The sequence below is a fragment of the Pseudomonas sp. GW101-3H06 genome, from assembly GCF_059424605.1.
The window spans coordinates 4,380,348-4,396,605 of sequence record NZ_JBWKZO010000001.1; the positions used below are offsets into that span (position 1 = coordinate 4,380,348).

A 16,258-nucleotide genomic window follows, 5' to 3' on the forward strand; every position below is an offset into this window, starting at 1 on the left:
TGTGTCGGGCGATCAATGCCCGCGCAACCACTCGATAAACAGCGCAAACAACTCCGACTGCGAACCCACTTGCAGCTTGAGGTACAGATTCTTGCGGTGCATGCGCACGGTTTCCGGGGAGATGTTCATCTCGCTCGCCGTGGATTTCACCGAGTGCCCCCGCAACACCATGTGCGCCACTTCCCGCTCCCGTTCGGTGAGCAGATCACTGCCGAAATGCTCGAACGCCAATTGCACCCGGTGCTTGAGGTCGTCACGCAGGCCTTGCTCGTGATTGCACTGAATATCGCTATTGCGCAGCAGACCACGGCGGCTGAATTCGCTGACGAATTCGCGCACCAGCGGTTCGACGGCGCGCAGCAGGTTCAGTTGGTCGACTCGCAGGCATTCACCGCCGAAACCTTGATAGAGGCTGACGGAAATCTTGGTCTCATTGCCGGTATCGACGATGTAGTAGCTGTCTTCCGAACAGCCCGCGTTCAGGTAATAAGCCTTGTAATAGTCGCTGTCGAAAAAGTTGTCCGGGGCGATTTCTTCCAGGTGATAGAAGCCTTGCGCCAACCCCTGCTCCACCGCCAGGCAGAACGGGTCAAGCAAGTAGCCCCCGGCAAAATAGCGTTCGAGTATCGAGACCTGATACTCCTGGGCGATGCCGCGCTGATACAGCAGCTGGGGCGCACGGTCCTTGCGCTCCAGGCTGATCATCATCGACTCGATGGACACCAGCTGCGCCAGCGCCGACGCCAGGTATTGCAGGGCGTCGGGCTCATCGATATGGGCGAATGCCTCGTGCATGCCCCCATGCCATTTATGCAATGCCCCGAAGGGCATAGCGATCAGCGTATCGTCAGTTGGTTTGCTCATGCCCCGCAGCATAGCGGGTGAACACGAACTTGGTAAAAGCCTGACGGATGAAGTCATTGGCCGAAATACTGGCCGCTCGCCTCAAGCTCGGCCGCCACTTCCAGGATGCACTCGCGCAGGGTGTCGACGATTTCGTCGACCTGTGCATAAGTCAGGATCAGCGGCGGCGACATCACATTGAGGTGCATGATCGGCCGCACCAGCAAGCCTCTGGCCTGGGCACGCACATGGATTTTCTCGCCGATGTTGATCTCGTCGGCGAACAACGCCTTGGTGCGTTTGTCGGCGACGAACTCCACGCACGCCATCAGTTTCAAGCAGCGAACATCGCCCACCAGTGGCAGTTCCCGCAGCGTGGCCAGACGCTGTTCCAGGTAGCCGCCGACGTCGTCGACATGGGGCAGCAGGTGTTCCCGTTCGATGATCTCGATGTTTTTCAGCGCCGCCGTGCAGCACACCGGATGGCCGCTGTAGGTGAAGCCGTGGGTGAAGCAGCGGCCCTGGCCCGGCTCGGCGATGACCTTCCAGATACGGTCGGAAAAGATGCACGCACCCAGCGGCAGGTACGCAGAGGTCAGGCCCTTGGCGGTGGTGATGATGTCGGGCTGCACGTCGAACACATCTTTTGACGCGAAGAACTTGCCCAGCCGGCCGAACGAAGTGACCACCTCGTCGGCGACGAACAGGATGTCGTAGCGCTGGCAGACTTCCCACATGCGCTTGAGGTAGCCCTTGGGCGCAATGATCACCCCGCCCGAGCCCATCACTGGCTCGGCGAAGAACCCGGCCACATTGTCCGCGCCAATCGACAGGATTTTGTCTTCGAACTCCCTGACCAGGAATTCGAGGAACTGCGCCTCATCCATGCCATCCGGCGCGCGATACGGATTGGGATTGGACACGTGGTGGATCAGCGGGTTGGCATAATCAAACTCCGGCACGCGGTCGGCGGCCTTGTTGCCAATCGACATGGTCAGGGTGGTCGAGCCGTGATAGGCGTTGAAACGGGCGATGACGTGCTTCTTTTCCGGCTTGCCACGGCAGTTCTGGTAGTACTGGATCAGCCTGTACGCGGTGTCCACGGCGGTCGATCCGCCGGTGGTCAGGAACACATGGTCAAGGTCGCCGGGGGCCAGGCTGGCGAGTTTTTCGCACAGCTGGATGGCGACGTTGTTCGACATGTCGGAAAACGGGTTCGAATAGGCCAGTTGCCGTACCTGATCGGCGATGGCCAGGGCCATTTCCTCACGGCCCAGGCCAATGTTGGTGCACCACATGCCGCCAACAGCATCAAGGAAACGATTGCCCTCAGTGTCGTAAATGTACGCGCCGTCGCCGGCCACAATGTTCAGCGAACCCTGCTCACTGTGCTCATCGAACACATGATAGCCGTGCATGTGATGGGCCTTGTCGGCCTTGACCAGTGCAGCTTCTTCAGCCTGCGAGAACACTTTCTTGATTGGAGTCGCCATACAGAAACCTCGAACTGAACATTTAGACGATCAAATCCCGCTCTTCACCGTGCTCCAGACCCGCGTCATGGCGCGCATGTCTTTCGCGTCCTGGGTTTTCTGCGGGAAGAGCCGTTGACGCACGGCGTCATCGGGATAGATCGCCGGGTTATCCCGCACACTGGCATCAAGCAGGGGCGTTGCGGCCGCGTTGCTGTTGGCGTAGTTGATGTAATCGCTCACATCGGCCATCACCTGTGGCTGCATCAGGTACTCGAGAAACTTGTGGGCATTGGCCACGTGGGGCGCGTCGGCCGGGATGTACAGGTTGTCGAACCAGATCAGCGAGCCTTCCTTGGGAATGAAATAGGCCAGGTTGATCTGTTTCTTCGCCTCTTCGGCACGGGCCATGGCGGTGGCGTAGTCGCCGGACCAGGTCATGGCCATGCATACGTCACCATTGGGCAGGCTGGTCAGGTAATTGACCGAGTCGAACTTGCGGATGTACGGCCGCACCGACAGCAGCAGCGCCTGCGCGGCTTTCAGGTCCGCCGGCGCGGCACTGCGCGGGTCGCGGCCGAGGTACTTGAGGGCCATGGGAATGACTTCGGTAGGCGCATCGAGCAGGGTGACGCCGCAGTCGGCAAACCTGGAGACGATCTTCGGATCAAAAATCATCGCCAGCGAACCGATCGGCGCGTCCGGCATGCGTTCCTTGATCTTGTCGACGTTGTAGGTGACCCCGTTGCTGCCCCAGGTGTAGGGCGCCGAGTACGCAACTCCAGGATCAAAGCCCTGCAAGTCCTGCAAGACTTTCGGGTCCAGATTGCTCCAGCCCGGCAGCAGCTTTTTATCCAGCGGCTGGAACACCTTGGCCTGGATCAACGGCGGTGCGAGGGAGGCATTCAAGACGATCAGGTCGTAGCCGGAGTGGCCGGTCAACAGCTTGGCCTGCACCGTTTCGTAGGCATCGAAGGTGTCGTAGATGACTTTGATCCCGGTGTCCCTCTCGAAATTCGCAAGGGTTTTTTCACCGATGTAATCCGCCCAGTTGTACAGCCTGAGCGTTTTGCCGTCGTTCACCTCGGCGGCGTGAGCGTGCAGGGTCAGCGGAACAACAAACAGACTGGAAATCACCTTAAGCAGTGTCTTGCCCATAGCAAATGCACCTTATCAAGCGAGTTCGGCTCTGGATGAGCGGATGACCCTACTATTGGGCGATTCGCCCGGCGGCACCATACCCCGAATGGGTGTGTCGACCGGGTTGACGGGATACATGGCAAAAAACATCAGTCCGGTTGACCCGTTTTGTCATAGCTGCGGGGTTTGCCTGCCGCTTAAAGTGGCCGCCGAATCGACTTTGCAGGCGCCAGCCATGACCGACCTGATCAAACAAGAACACCACGATGGCGTGCTGACGCTGACCATTGATCGTCCCGACAAGCTCAATGCGCTGACCAACGCCATGTACACGCGGCTGGCCGACCTGCTGTTCGCGGCCGACGAGGAAGAGACGGTCCGCGTGGTGATCCTGACCGGTGGCCCGAATGGCTTTACCAGCGGCAACGACCTGGTGGACTTTCTGCAAGAGCCGCCGACTCACCTGGACAGCCCGGCCTTCCGCCTGATGCGCGCCGTGACCCATTTGCAAAAACCGCTGATCGCAGCGGTGTGTGGTGCGGCCATCGGCATCGGCACGACTTTGCTGCTGCATTGCGATCAGGTGCTGGTGACCCGCAACGCCAAGCTGCGCATGCCGTTCGTCAATCTGGGCCTGTGCCCCGAGTTCGGCGCCAGCCTGCTGTTGCCGCGCCTGCTCGGCCAAGTCCGCGCCGCACGCCTGCTGCTTTTGGGCGAAAGCCTCAATGGCGCCGAGGCGGTGGCCTGGGGACTGGCCAATGAAGCCTTCGACGATGGCGCGCAATGCCTGGCGGCCGCCCAACAGATCGCCCAGCGCTTGTTGGTATTGCCCCAGCAAGCCCTACGTCAATCCCGGCAACTGATGAAGCAGGCCGGCATGGCCGAACTGCAAGCCACCCTGCGTGAAGAAAACCTGCTGTTCATCCAGCGCCTGAACACCGATGAGGCCAAAACAGCCTTGAACGCCCTGCTCAATCGCAGTACAGATAAGAATCCACCGAAAGGAAACCAGCCATGAACACTCCCGAAATCTACGTCGTCAGCGCCGCCCGTACCGCCATCGGCACGTTTGGCGGTTCGCTCAAGGATGTGCCCCTGGCCGACCTGGCAACCACGGCCGTCAAGGCTGCCCTGGAACGCGCCGCCGTGGACCCGACCCTCGTCGGCCATCTGGTGATGGGCAACGTGATCCCCACTGAATGCCGCGACGCCTACATCGCCCGCGTTGCCGCCATGAATGCCGGCATCCCGAAGGAAACCCCGGCCTACAACGTCAACCGCCTGTGCGGTTCCGGCCTGCAAGCCATCATCAGTGCGGCGCAGACACTGTTGCTGGGCGATGCCGAAATCGCCATCGGTGCCGGTGCCGAATCCATGAGCCGCGGCCCGTACCTGCTGCCATCGGCCCGCTGGGGCTCGCGCATGGGCAATGTCCAGGCCGTCGACTACATGCTTGGCATCCTGCATGACCCGTTCCAGAACTTTCACATGGGCATCACCGCCGAGAACGTTGCCGCGCGCAATGGCATCACCCGCGAGATGCAGGACGCCCTGGCCTTCGAAGACCAGAAACGCGCGGCCCATGCCATCGCCAATGGCTACTTCGCCGAGCAGATCGCCACGGTTGAAATCCAGGATCGCAAAGGCACCAAGCTGTTCAACGTCGATGAACACCCTCGCGCCACCTCCCTGGAACAGCTGGCGCAAATGAAACCGGCGTTCAAGAAGGACGGCTCGGTCACTGCCGGCAACGCCTCCGGTCTCAACGACGGCGCGGCGGCCCTGGTCATGGCGACCGGTGCCGCGGTTCAGGTCAACAACCTGCGCCCGCTGGCCCGCCTGGTCAGCTACGCCCATGCCGGTCTTGAACCGGAACTGATGGGCCTGGGTCCGGTCCCGGCCACGCGCATCGCGCTCAAGCGTGCCGGCCTGACCGTCGCCGACATGGACGTGATCGAAGCCAACATCGCCTTCGCCGCGCAGGCTTGTGCAGTCAGCCAGGAACTCGACCTCGATCCGGCCAAGGTCAACCCGAACGGCTCGGGCATCGCCCTGGGTCACCCGGTGGGCGCGACCGGCGCGATCATTGCCACCAAGGCTATCCACGAACTGCATCGCACCAACGGGCGTTATGCGCTGGTGACCATGTGCATTGGTGGTGGCCAGGGGATTGCGGCGATTTTTGAGCGGGCTTGATAGCACGGCTCATCTACCAAACGGCTAACCTGTGGCGAGAGAGCTTGCTCGCTCGCCACAGGTATTTGCCCTGAATAGGTAATAGCGGCTCAGGTCAGCCCCGCCCCCGCCATCAATCCCTCAGTCAACAACGCCACCAACGGCTGCACCAAATGCTGCGTCCGCGGCTCGTCACCGATCACCGCAACCTCCGTGGATGGCAAGGTCGGCAGCTTCTGCGACGGTTCGATAATCCGCATGCCTTCCTGCAAAAACGACGTGCCAAGGGCCGTCACCCCAAGCCCGGCAGCCACCGCCGCCTGAACCCCGCCAAGGTTGCTGGCCAGGCACGTCGACGACCACTCCCTGTGCACCGAAGCCAGTGCCTCGACCATGATCGCGCGGTAACCGCAGGGTGGTCGCATCAGCACCAGGCGCAAGGGGCGCGCCGCTTCGATCTGGTAATCCTTGGCCGCCATCCACACCAACGGCTCACGCCAGATCACCCGCCCCCGTTGCGCGCTCCCGCTCATCTTGCGCTTGGCGATGACCACATCCAGAAGCCCGGCTTCATGATCGGCCAGCAGGTCATTGCTCAGACCGGTGGTCAGCTCCAGTTCCAGGTCGGGATACAGCTTGTTGAAGCGCGACAGGAGCATGGGCAATTGCGTCGGCACCAGGTTTTCGGAGATACCCAGGCGCAGGGTGTTGACCGTCACCGGTGTCTTGATCCCGCGCATGAATTCATCAAAGTGCAGCAGCATTTTTCGTGCGCCGACCAGCACCCGCTCGCCATCCGCCGTCAATGTCAGGGTGCGACTGGTGCGCTCGAACACCCGCATGCCAAGCATTTCCTCCAGGCGGATGATCTTCTGGCTCACCGCCGATTGTGAACGGGCTATCACCTCGGCCGCGGCGGTGAAACTGCCGGTCTCCGCCACCGCGATAAACGCGCGGAGCAAATCGATTTCAAGATCGCCGGATTGCATGATGTATTTGCCTCTCAACTGAATGCCATAAACATTATGCGTTCGACTTCTAGATGGCAAAACTCGAACATCCTCTACACCAGCGTTTTTCAGTCAGAGGAGCAACACCATGTCAGCCAACCATGCCGTTGAAATCGTCGAGCGCTTCTGGCGCGAAGTCTGGCAAGCCCGCGATCCGCAAGCCGCTGCCAGGTTCGTCGCCGAAGACTTCGTCATCACCTCAGGCGGCGTCGAAATCACAGGCCGCGAACAGTTCATCGAATGGATCGGCGCCTTCCTGTCGAAGATCGAAGACTTCCGGTTCGACGCCATCGAAACCTTTCAGAACGCCGAAGGCACACGTGTCGCGTCACGCTGGAAACTTTGCGGCAAGAACAAAGGGTTTGTTGGTGGACGCGCCTGCCTGACGCCTTTTGAAATGCTCGGTACGGCTGTCTGGGAAGTGCGTCCCGACGGGCTGCTACAGCACAACTGGGTTGAACGCAATTCCCTGGAAGTGCACCGCGACCTGATCGGCCTGTGAATGCCCCTCGTGTTTGATAACTTGCCCTTTTACGCGTCAAAATTTCTCACGCACCGGATGGCCGTCATCGTGCTGCTCCTGCATGTCCTGACCCCGGCCCATGGCGCAAGGCCGCCGGAAATCGTCATGGACATCCGCAGCTGCCTGCTGCCATCGACGTTGTTGCGGGCACCCTGAAAAAAAGACGGGCAGACGAGTTGCGGCTCGTCCGCCCGCCAAAACGGGAAAGCTTCAATAGAGTTCTTTATGCACGCGATTGCTGGCAGACAGATCGGCGACAAAGGCCTGCGCGTCGTCCTCACCGAGTTGGCCAAAGCTCATGGCAATGTTCAGCAACGCCTGTTCGATGGCTCGTTCCAGATTGCTTTTGTTGCCACACAGGTACAGATGCGCGCCCTGGCCGAGCAATGCCCACAGGTAGGCGCCGTGTTCGAACATGGCGTCCTGCACGTAGTAGCGCGTGTCGGCGTCCCGGGAGAACGCCGTGATCACCTCATCCAGCACGCCCTTGATTTGCCAGTTTTCCAGGCGTGACTGGTAGAGGAAATCCGATGCCCGGCGGCGGTCGCCGAAGATCAGGCAGGTTTGCACGGGGCTGTTTTGTTGCTCGATCTGCTCCAGCAGGGCGATCAACGGGGCGATGCCGGTCCCGGTGCCAATCAGGACGACCGGGTGTTCGACCTGCCGCGGCAGGTGAAAGCGCGGGTTGCTGCGGGCAAATACCCGGACCTCGGGGTGCAGCCCGGCAAGATGGCCGGTCGCGACACCGCTGCGCGAGCGGCCGGCCATTTCATAGGCAATTTCGCGAATGCACAGGTCGACGTAGCCGGGGTTGTCGTGGGAGGCAATGGAATACGCTCGCGGCAGACAGTCGGGCAACCATTCGGCCAAGTCTTCCAGGCTCAAGTGCGCGGGCTCGCAAAAATCACTCAGCACGTCGAGTACGTCCCTGCCGTACAGATAAGCCTCCAGCTCCTTGCGGTTGCTGACCTTCAACAGGGTTTTCAAGGTGTCGTGCCCGCTGACCCGGGCGATGTCGCGCAACAGCGATTTGCCCAGTTGTCGCAGCTCCTTGCTCGCCAACAGCGTGCGAGCATCCTCGCGATCGAACCATTGACCTATCTGCGCCAGCAGTCGCGGATCGTTTTGCGCCAAGACATAGAGGTTGTCGCCAGCACGGTACTTGATACCGCTGCCTTCGATGTCGAGGCGAATCTGCCAGGCATGAGGCGCCGTGGCGTTAAGCCGGGTGCGCGAGATCACCCGCGCGGGCCACGCCGCGTTTTCACCGTAGGCGGTGACTTGCAGGTTCAACGTGCTGCCGGCGCGCCGATCGCCCTTGAGTACCGCTTCCAGGGTGGCGCACCAGACATCAAAAAAACCGTCGAAGTCGGTGTCCGCGTCCACCCGATTGATCCAGGGTTTGGCCTGTTTTTGCAGCAGTGTGGCGTCCAGGCTTTTGGTAAAGCCGCAGAACGTCGGGTAAGCCGTATCGCCCAGGCCGAAGATCGCATAGGGCTGGTCGATCAGTTTTTCATGTGCAATCAGTTGATCCAGGAAGCGATCGGCATTGCCCGGCGGTTCGCCGTCACCGAAGGAGCTGCAAACAATAATCAACAGATCCCGCGCGGTCAGTGTGTCGAGCTTCAGGGAATTGAGATCCTGCACGGCCAATTCATACGGCTGCACACAGGGCAGACGCAACAAGCGCTGCGTCAGCCCATGAGCATTGCCGGACTCAGAGCCATAACCGATCACGATGCGTTCGATTAACTCTGGCATGGCTGTTTACCTGTCGTAGTGTTCGTCGAATTGCTCCTTGGAAAACTCCAGTGCTTCGAAGTCACTCATCAGGTCGTTGATCACCCGGCGGATGCTGATGTATTCGACGATATTGCCCTGCTCATCGAACAGCGGTTGTACGGTGGTGTCGACCACGTACAGGCCACCGCCCTTGCCGACGTTAGGGATCACGCCAGTCCAGATTTCGCCTTTTTTGATGGTGTCCCACATCTGCTTGTACGTGCTCTTGGGCACGGAAGGATGACGAACCACACTGTGGGGTTGGCCCAGCAATTCCTCTTTGTTGTAACCGGTGAGCTTGCAGAACAGGTCGTTGACGTAGGTGATGTTGCCTTGCAGGTCCGTGGTGGAAATCACCATGACGTTTTCCAGTGCGCTCAAGACTTTGGCGTTGATGGCTTGCATTGTGTTGCCCCTCGATTGATTGAAAGTTTTTCCAGCGAATTCAAATCTGGCCAACGCACGGCTCGGGCATTTATTTTTTAATCGTTATAAATCAGTCGATTAACTGATGGCGGTGCTGAGAAAAAAGAGGACCCGACCCATGAGCGGATCCTAAAAAGGAGTTCGTGGTTTGCTTCAAAAGCAGCGACAGCTTCAGCTGTCCTGAGGCACCAGGCGCGGACCTTTGCGAGTCACTTGTTGACCGGGCTCGAAGTGGGCATTGGGCGAGCGCACGGTACTGATTTCGCCCTGGGCGTCCTTCACCTCGTAAGCGGTTTCCGTGAGGCCGGCGGCTTCCTGGACCGAGCTGCCGGCAAAGAACCCGGCGCCAGCGCCGACCAGTGCGCCGATTGGCCCGCCGACGGCACCGACCATCATGCCGGTCAGGGCACCGTAGCCTTTGCCGGCGGTGGTATCCGGCACTTCGCGGACGACTTGATCGGCCATGCACAGGGGGGAAAACAACAGGCAGAGCGTGAAGCTGAAGGGGATGGAGCGGGACATGGAGATTTCCTGCTTTGGTTGCGTTTCCTCCTATCACTCCACGAAACGTGCCAAAACTTAACCTACATATATTCAAAGACTTATGAAAATATAAAGTCATTAAGACAACAACAATAATTGTCTTTATGACAACCTTGAAGTCATAAAGACCCACTATCAAAAGATCAAAACGACCTTCGTCTTGGAACGTTCATCGCGGTCAGACATTGCTCGCTGACAAGGGCAACAGAGGTCCAGCAATACCCGGATGCATCCTACACGCAACTCAGAAACTTCCTGTTTTCAACATGCGTCCGCTTCTTGAAAGCTGTCGAGTGCTTGAACGAGGGATGGAAATGAAGCCTCCCCGTACACCCCAGGGAGCTCCAAATTTGAACACCACACTGCCCGTCTTCTTCGACCACAGCCGCCACAAACTCTGGGTCCGCAACCTCGAGGCTCCCCTCGACGTCCTCGCCTTCCACGGCCAGGAACGCCTCAGCCAACCCTTCACCTACACGGTGGAATTCACCAGCCCCGAACAGGACATCGCCGCCGAACACCTGCTCGGCCAGGCCGCCCGTTTCAGCCTGTACGCGGCCAAACAGCCCCCGGTCATCAAAGGCCTGCCCCTCCCTGAAATCAAACCGCTACGCACCCTGAACGGCGTGATCACCGCTTTCAAACGGCTGTCCGCCTCCGTCGACGAAGCGCGCTACGAACTGACCCTGCAACCACGCCTGGCCCTGCTCGAGCGCGGTCGGCAATACCGCCTCTACCAGCATCAGTCGGTGCCGCAGATCGTCGAACACGTCCTGCGCAGCCGCCACGAATTCGAGGGCCACGACTTTCTGTTCCGGCTGGTGCGCGACTACCCCAAGCGCGAACAGGTGATGCAATTCGGCGAAAGCGACCTGGCCTTCATCGCCCGATTGTTGGCCGAAGTGGGCATCTGGTATCGGTTCACCAGCGACCAGCGCCTGAATATCGACGTCGTGGAATTCTGCGATGACCAGCGCGGTTACCAGTTCGACGTCGAACTGCCGTTGCGCCCGCCCGCCGGGCTCAGCAGCGATGAAGACGGCGTCTGGCAGCTGCAATCGAGCCATCGGGTCGTGGAAAAAAACCTCCACCTGCGCGCCTACGACCCGCGTCACGCCAAGGCCTGGCTGCAGAGCGACGTCGACCAGACCCGGGGCGCGAAAACCACCTACGGCGAGGCCTACCACTACGCCGAACCCTACACCGAGCTCGGCGATCGCTATCTGCAGGACGAGGACCTGCAAAGCGAAAGCGGCTACTTCTACGCCCGCCTGCGCCACGAGCGTTACCTCAACCACCAGACCCTGCTGAGCGGCACCAGCAGCAGCGCCACCCTGGCGCCGGGTCAGGTCCTGCGCATCAGCGGTGGCGCACCCCAGGCCTTCGCCCCCCGCGCGGTGATCACCCACCTCACCACCCGCGCCGCCCGCGATGCCAGCTTCGAATGCCGCTTTGAAGCCATCCCCTACGCCGAGACCATCTGCTTTCGCCCGCCATTGCTGCCCAAGCCCCACATGGCTGGCACCATCCCGGCCCGGGTCAGCAGCTCACAGGCCCACGACCTCTACGCCGACATCAACAAGGAAGGTCGCTACCGGGTCAACTTCCTGTTCGACCGCGATACCTGGCCGCTGGGCCGCGAAAGCCTGTGGCTACGCCTCGCGCGTCCTTACGCCGGCGACACCCATGGCCTGCACCTGCCGCTGATCGCCGGCACCGAAGTGGCCATCGCCTTCGAACAGGGCGACCCCGACCGCCCCTACATCGCCCACGCCCTGCACGACAGCGAACACCCGGACCACGTGACCCTGGCCAAACGCGACTACACCCGCAACGTGCTGCGCACCCCGGCCAACAACAAGTTGCGCATGGAAGACCGGCGCGGGCAGGAGCACGTCAAGCTCAGTACCGAGTACGGCGGCAAGAGTCAGTTGAATCTGGGGCATCTGGTCGATGCCGAAAAGCAGAAACGCGGGGAAGGCTTTGAGCTGAGGACGGATGCTTGGGGGAGCATTCGCGGGGGCAAGGGTCTGTTCATCAGCGCCGACGGCCAGGCCAAGGCCCAAGGTCAAGCATTGGACATGAACGCCGCCGTCGAGCGCCTGCAGCAAGCCGGCGAACAACTGCAAAAACTCTCGGTCGACGCCCAGGCGGCCAACGCCGACCCGGCGGACGTGCCCGCGCAACTGCGACTGCTGCGTCAGGAACTGGAACAGCTCAAGGCCTCGGTGTTGCTGCTCAGCGCGCCGCAGGGCATCGCCCTCACCAGCGGTAATCACCTGCAACTGGCAGCGCAGAACAACCTGATGCTCAACGCCGGGGCCGAGGCCGATATCAGCGTGGTCAAGCGCCTGTTCATCGGCGTGGGGCAAGGCCTGAGCCTGTTCGTGCGCAAGCTGGGAATCAAGCTGATCGCCAATCAGGGGCCGGTGCAGATTCAGGCGCAGAACGACAAGCTGGAACTGTTTGCCCGGCATGGCCTGGACATCACCAGCACCGAGGACGAAATCCGCATCACCGCCAAGAAAAAAATCACCCTCAATGGCGGTGGCAGCTACTTCAGCCTGGAGCAGTGCGGTATCGAGGCGGGCACGGCAGGGGATTACAAGGTCAAGGCGGTGGACTATCTGTACACAGAGATGAAAGCCATCCAGCCGGTGAAATTAATTGAGCTGCCGCCACTGAACGACTACGCGACCAAGCGTTGGTCCCCGACCAAAATCTCCGGCTAAACAAGGCACAGCGAGTAGTACAACTTTGGCGTCATCACAAGGAGTGGATAACCATGCTTGGCTACATTTTTGAGGTGATCAAGGACGAAATTGGCTTCCGACGCGAGCGTATACTGCGCGCCGCGCTACCACCCCCGACACCCGAAATACAGTCGAGTCCTGCTACACCGACACTCGGCATGCGCATACTCTCGCCACCTCCGCGACCTGCACCCTCAACGCCACCGCTAAAGAACTGGAGTCACCCCTTCGGCGACCGCGCCAACCCGTTGCAGCAGCTGACCCAACTGGCCAACGCCCAAGCCGGTTACTACCCGTTGGGTCGTAACGGCATGTGGCATGGCGGCGTGCATTTCGACTCCGGTATCGCAGAAACCGAAGCGCATTCTCAGGTCCGTTGTCTGGCCGATGGCGAGGTCGTGGCCTACCGCGTCCCCGAGCGCACACCGCTCAGCACCTTCTACCCGGAAGCGGGAGGCACCCTCGAAGCTCCGTTTGCTGCCGGATTCGTGCTAGCGCGGCATCACCTGCAAGCCCCGAAAATTAACGGCAACAACGATGAACCGCCAAGCCTGACCTTCTTCAGCCTGTACATGCATCTGGAAGATTGGGCTCGCTACGAAGCAGACACAGCGCTACAACGTCCCGCGTTCTGGCCCGAACGCAATCTGCGGGTCAGGAAGGATGTCTCCAACTCTCGTCCAGGCACCTCGGTGCCCAGAGGGTTAAAGACGCTCACACGACCGGATAAGGATGGTTATTTTCTAGACCTGCTGCCGCCCGACACACCGGTGGTGGTCAGTGGTGAAGGCAAGTACCGCAAGCTGGAACATATGCGAGGCCCGGCTTCACTGCTCAATAAGGATGGTTCTTTACAGGGCTATGTCGCCTTCCGCTATCTGGAGCCTGTCGGCGGCGCAACGTATCGCGTGAGTTTCTCCGGGGACCGGCTGCGTGTTCGCGCCAGTCCCAATCTCAGCGGTGACGAGTTGCTCCAATTGAGGCATGGAACGGAAATCACCATCAGTGGTGAGGGTGAGTACCGCAAACTGGAACGCATCAGCCAATACGTTCTGACCGCTTCATTGCAAGGTGAACGAGCGGCCGATACGGGCGGGAATGTGGTGGTGCTCGACGAACCCATCCCCATCAAGGCCGGCGAACTGATCGGACATCTCGGCCCGTATCAGGAGTCCGACGAAACTGTGCCGCAGCGAAAACTGCATCTGGAGGTCTTTAGCGATGACGATGTGGAAGCCTTCTTCACCGCCAGTCGCGCCTGGGCCCAGCGCCTGCCGGACAAGGACAAGACCTGGCTGAAGCTGGCCAAGGGCACGCCCGTGGCAGCGCATCAAGATCAGATCAGCGCCAACCTTTTGCCCATCTGGCGCAGCGACAATCCCTGCTGCGATGCCGACCTGCTGCTGCCCAAGAGCCTGCTCGACAGACTGCCGACCGAGCGAAAAATCCAACTGCCTACCGGGACCAGCGGCAGAACCTACAACTGGTACCGTCTCGATGGCCTGCTTCATGGCGCGGACGGCAATCCGCTGGACGGTTGGGTACGTGAGGAGGTGGGTGTCACGCCATGGGTCAGTCCCTGGTCTTGGGAGGGTCACGACGTCCTCTACAACTACGCCCTGCCCCAGTTGAGCCTGTCCTATCTGTTCAGTGTCACGGGCGTGCTCGGTGAAGAGTCGAAGGCCCGCCTGCGAGACCGGGCAGAAAAGTGGGACAACGGGAAACTGCAGAATCGCCTGTACGAAATCATCGACCGAAACCGCGACGGGAAAATGACTGCTGAGGAATTGCAAGCGGCGTTGCGGGTGCCCGCACTGGCGCAGTCACTGGCGCACTTGGTGATTCTCAGCGAAAGCGAATGGAATTACCGACAGCGCAAGTGGGATGCACTGGACGAGGTGTTGGGGCATACCAATTCGGCGCCGATTTTGAACTGGGTGGCGGAGAAGCAGCGGATCAAGCAGTTGAGTTGGTGGGGGGAAGTAGCGGGGAAAATCGGATTGCCGAAAGAGGGGAAGGTTTTTCACTTTCATCCGATTGGATTGGTGGGATGCTTTAATTCAGGATGTCCGAAGGAATGCATTGTTGACTCCTATGAAATGAATACTTCACTTGGGGTTTTTGTTGTTTCCAAAGAATCATTTCAGTTCATTTTGAACAAGGAGGGATATGAAAAGTACCCCTACGTTCCTGCAGGATCCAGTGGAGTGACCGTCGGCTATGGATACGATTTAGGGCAACAAACAGTTACTCAAGTGCGAGCTGACTTATCAAACTTTTATAGTCAAACCGATATTCAAAGGCTTGTATCTGTAGTGGGTAAAAAAGGAAATGAAGCTCGGCAAGCTCTTGGCTCTGTCGTCAATATATCTATAGATAAAGAAAGCGCAACGAAACTTGCAGTGATCATGAAGAAGCGCTATGCGAATGATGTAGTAATTGCATACCCAAAAGCTTTGGAGCTTCACCCTCACTGTCAAGGCGCATTGCTTTCTCTTGTTATCAACAGGGGGCGAAGCTTAGTGGATCTAGAAGGCCAAGTGTCTCGTTTAGAAATGCGACAAATTAGAGATGACTTTGATAATCAAAATATACACTTGATTCCCTCTCGACTTGAAGCAATGCAAAAATATTGGACTAGCGATTCTAATAGAGGCGTGGGAATTCGTCGACTGGAAGAAGCTGAGTATTTTAGAAGGGGTCTAATATGCAATTGCTGGAAATAAAATATATGACCTTGTGTGCGACCGCACTTCTTTTTGAAATCCAAATTTGTTTGGCTTCCAACACTTGTGAGCTGAATAACTTAGAGGCATGCACTGCATCAAATCATGAGCGGGCGGAAGCCGCTTTAAATAGCCAATACAAAAAATCAATGTCGAGCCTTTCTGGGCATTTCAAGGAAAGCTTAAAGTCTGCGGAGACTTCGTGGATTGAATACAGGCGTGACATTTGCGGCTCTCTAAACTCACTAGACTCTTTGGGTTGCGAGAGTTCGTTGGCCGATCAGCGCACTCAAGAACTATATCTTATTGAGCGAAAAATCGGGGTTGGGGTTGCGCATGGAGTAGTTGACTTTATATCTAAGGAGTTCGGCAGTGAAACTGGCAGTTCTTTACTGGCCAGGATAGTAGCAAGGCAGCCTCAGTCCGAGTCTTGGAATTTGTATTCAGAAAATCATTGCGGGATGATGAGGAAGCTGGCGGGTGAAAATATTGATTATTGTAAGATAAGATTAATTTTAAATAATTGGGAAGGCTTCTAAGTATTCAGATTGCTCCCTCCACATCAACAGCTGCATCTGGAAGCTTTCTGCGACGAGGACCTACAATTGAGTCTTTCCTACTGTTCAACGTCACGGGTGTGCTCAGTGAAAAAGCGCAGGACTGACGCAGATATATCAACCGTACTGACCAACTTGCACCAGCCATACATAAACACCTCGGGGCTGTGCAATCTTGATCGGAAGCTCGGGCATCCAGGATCCGCATCGCCCTGGTTGGCAATCGCGGCAGCGACACAGGCCATCATAAGCGGCGCCGGACCGCATTCATTTTGAGTGGTGGCGATGCCGACGCCAGGCTCTGGAGC

The 16,258-nt window shown here is 58.8% G+C and carries 13 protein-coding genes; 6 read left to right on the forward strand and 7 right to left on the reverse strand.

Going from position 1 to position 16,258, the window contains the following annotated elements:
• Positions 1–12: 12 nt before the first annotated feature.
• Genes AC07ZE_RS20030 through AC07ZE_RS20040 form a run of 3 tightly spaced genes read right to left on the reverse strand, consistent with a single transcriptional unit; the run spans position 13 to position 3,473 of the window.
• Complete coding sequence (locus AC07ZE_RS20030) at positions 13–921, reverse strand: helix-turn-helix transcriptional regulator (RefSeq protein ID WP_207266340.1); 909 nt, start codon at positions 919–921, stop codon at positions 13–15.
• Complete coding sequence (locus AC07ZE_RS20035) at positions 918–2,336, reverse strand: aminotransferase (RefSeq protein WP_207266341.1); 1,419 nt, start codon at positions 2,334–2,336, stop codon at positions 918–920. The genes AC07ZE_RS20030 and AC07ZE_RS20035 overlap by 4 nt, the downstream gene beginning before the upstream one ends.
• 30 nt (positions 2,337–2,366) lie before the next feature.
• Positions 2,367–3,473 carry a polyamine ABC transporter substrate-binding protein gene (locus tag AC07ZE_RS20040; RefSeq protein WP_207266342.1) on the reverse strand — a complete coding sequence of 369 codons (1,107 nt, stop codon included), beginning with the start codon at positions 3,471–3,473 and terminating at the stop codon, positions 2,367–2,369.
• A gap of 217 nt (positions 3,474–3,690) precedes the next feature.
• On the opposite strand from AC07ZE_RS20040, the gene AC07ZE_RS20045 reads away from it, so the two are divergent.
• Positions 3,691–4,473: an enoyl-CoA hydratase gene (locus AC07ZE_RS20045; RefSeq protein WP_207267857.1), complete on the forward strand. Its 783-nt coding sequence runs from the start codon at positions 3,691–3,693 to the stop codon at positions 4,471–4,473.
• Entirely contained in the window at positions 4,470–5,651 is a 1,182-nt protein-coding gene (locus AC07ZE_RS20050) for an acetyl-CoA C-acyltransferase family protein (protein ID WP_207266343.1), read from the forward strand. Before AC07ZE_RS20045 ends, AC07ZE_RS20050 begins: the two co-directional genes overlap by 4 nt.
• A gap of 89 nt (positions 5,652–5,740) precedes the next feature.
• Here the strand turns inward: AC07ZE_RS20050 and AC07ZE_RS20055 are convergent, their stop codons facing one another.
• Positions 5,741–6,619, reverse strand: coding sequence for a LysR substrate-binding domain-containing protein (locus AC07ZE_RS20055; RefSeq protein ID WP_207266344.1), 879 nt, complete (start codon positions 6,617–6,619; stop codon positions 5,741–5,743).
• A 109-nt stretch (positions 6,620–6,728) separates the two neighbouring features.
• Between AC07ZE_RS20055 and AC07ZE_RS20060 the strand changes: the two genes are divergently transcribed.
• Entirely contained in the window at positions 6,729–7,142 is a 414-nt protein-coding gene (locus AC07ZE_RS20060; RefSeq protein WP_207266345.1) for an ester cyclase, read from the forward strand.
• 231 nt (positions 7,143–7,373) lie between these two features.
• On the opposite strand, the gene AC07ZE_RS20065 is transcribed toward AC07ZE_RS20060, so the two are convergent.
• From AC07ZE_RS20065 to AC07ZE_RS20075, 3 genes are all read right to left on the reverse strand, one after another.
• Positions 7,374–8,924 (reverse strand): diflavin oxidoreductase, encoded by a 1,551-nt coding sequence (locus tag AC07ZE_RS20065; RefSeq protein ID WP_207266346.1) that lies wholly within the window; start codon positions 8,922–8,924, stop codon positions 7,374–7,376.
• 6 nt (positions 8,925–8,930) lie between these two features.
• Positions 8,931–9,350 carry a PAS domain-containing protein gene (locus tag AC07ZE_RS20070; RefSeq protein ID WP_095192876.1) on the reverse strand — a complete coding sequence of 140 codons (420 nt, stop codon included), beginning with the start codon at positions 9,348–9,350 and terminating at the stop codon, positions 8,931–8,933.
• A 192-nt stretch (positions 9,351–9,542) separates the two neighbouring features.
• A complete protein-coding gene (locus tag AC07ZE_RS20075) occupies positions 9,543–9,893 on the reverse strand; it encodes a hypothetical protein (protein WP_207266347.1) in 351 nt (116 codons plus the stop codon).
• A 371-nt stretch (positions 9,894–10,264) separates the two neighbouring features.
• On the opposite strand from AC07ZE_RS20075, the gene AC07ZE_RS20080 reads away from it, so the two are divergent.
• Genes AC07ZE_RS20080 through AC07ZE_RS20090 form a run of 3 tightly spaced genes read left to right on the forward strand, consistent with a single transcriptional unit; the run spans position 10,265 to position 15,932 of the window.
• Positions 10,265–12,646, forward strand: a complete 2,382-nt coding sequence (locus tag AC07ZE_RS20080) for a type VI secretion system Vgr family protein (RefSeq protein WP_259331983.1) — start codon at positions 10,265–10,267, stop codon at positions 12,644–12,646.
• Positions 12,647–12,699: 53 nt separating this feature from the next.
• A complete protein-coding gene (locus tag AC07ZE_RS20085) occupies positions 12,700–15,393 on the forward strand; it encodes a pesticin C-terminus-like muramidase (protein WP_207266349.1) in 2,694 nt (897 codons plus the stop codon).
• Positions 15,375–15,932: a lysozyme inhibitor LprI family protein gene (locus AC07ZE_RS20090; RefSeq protein WP_207266350.1), complete on the forward strand. Its 558-nt coding sequence runs from the start codon at positions 15,375–15,377 to the stop codon at positions 15,930–15,932. The genes AC07ZE_RS20085 and AC07ZE_RS20090 overlap by 19 nt, the downstream gene beginning before the upstream one ends.
• Positions 15,933–16,258: the final 326 nt, after the last annotated feature.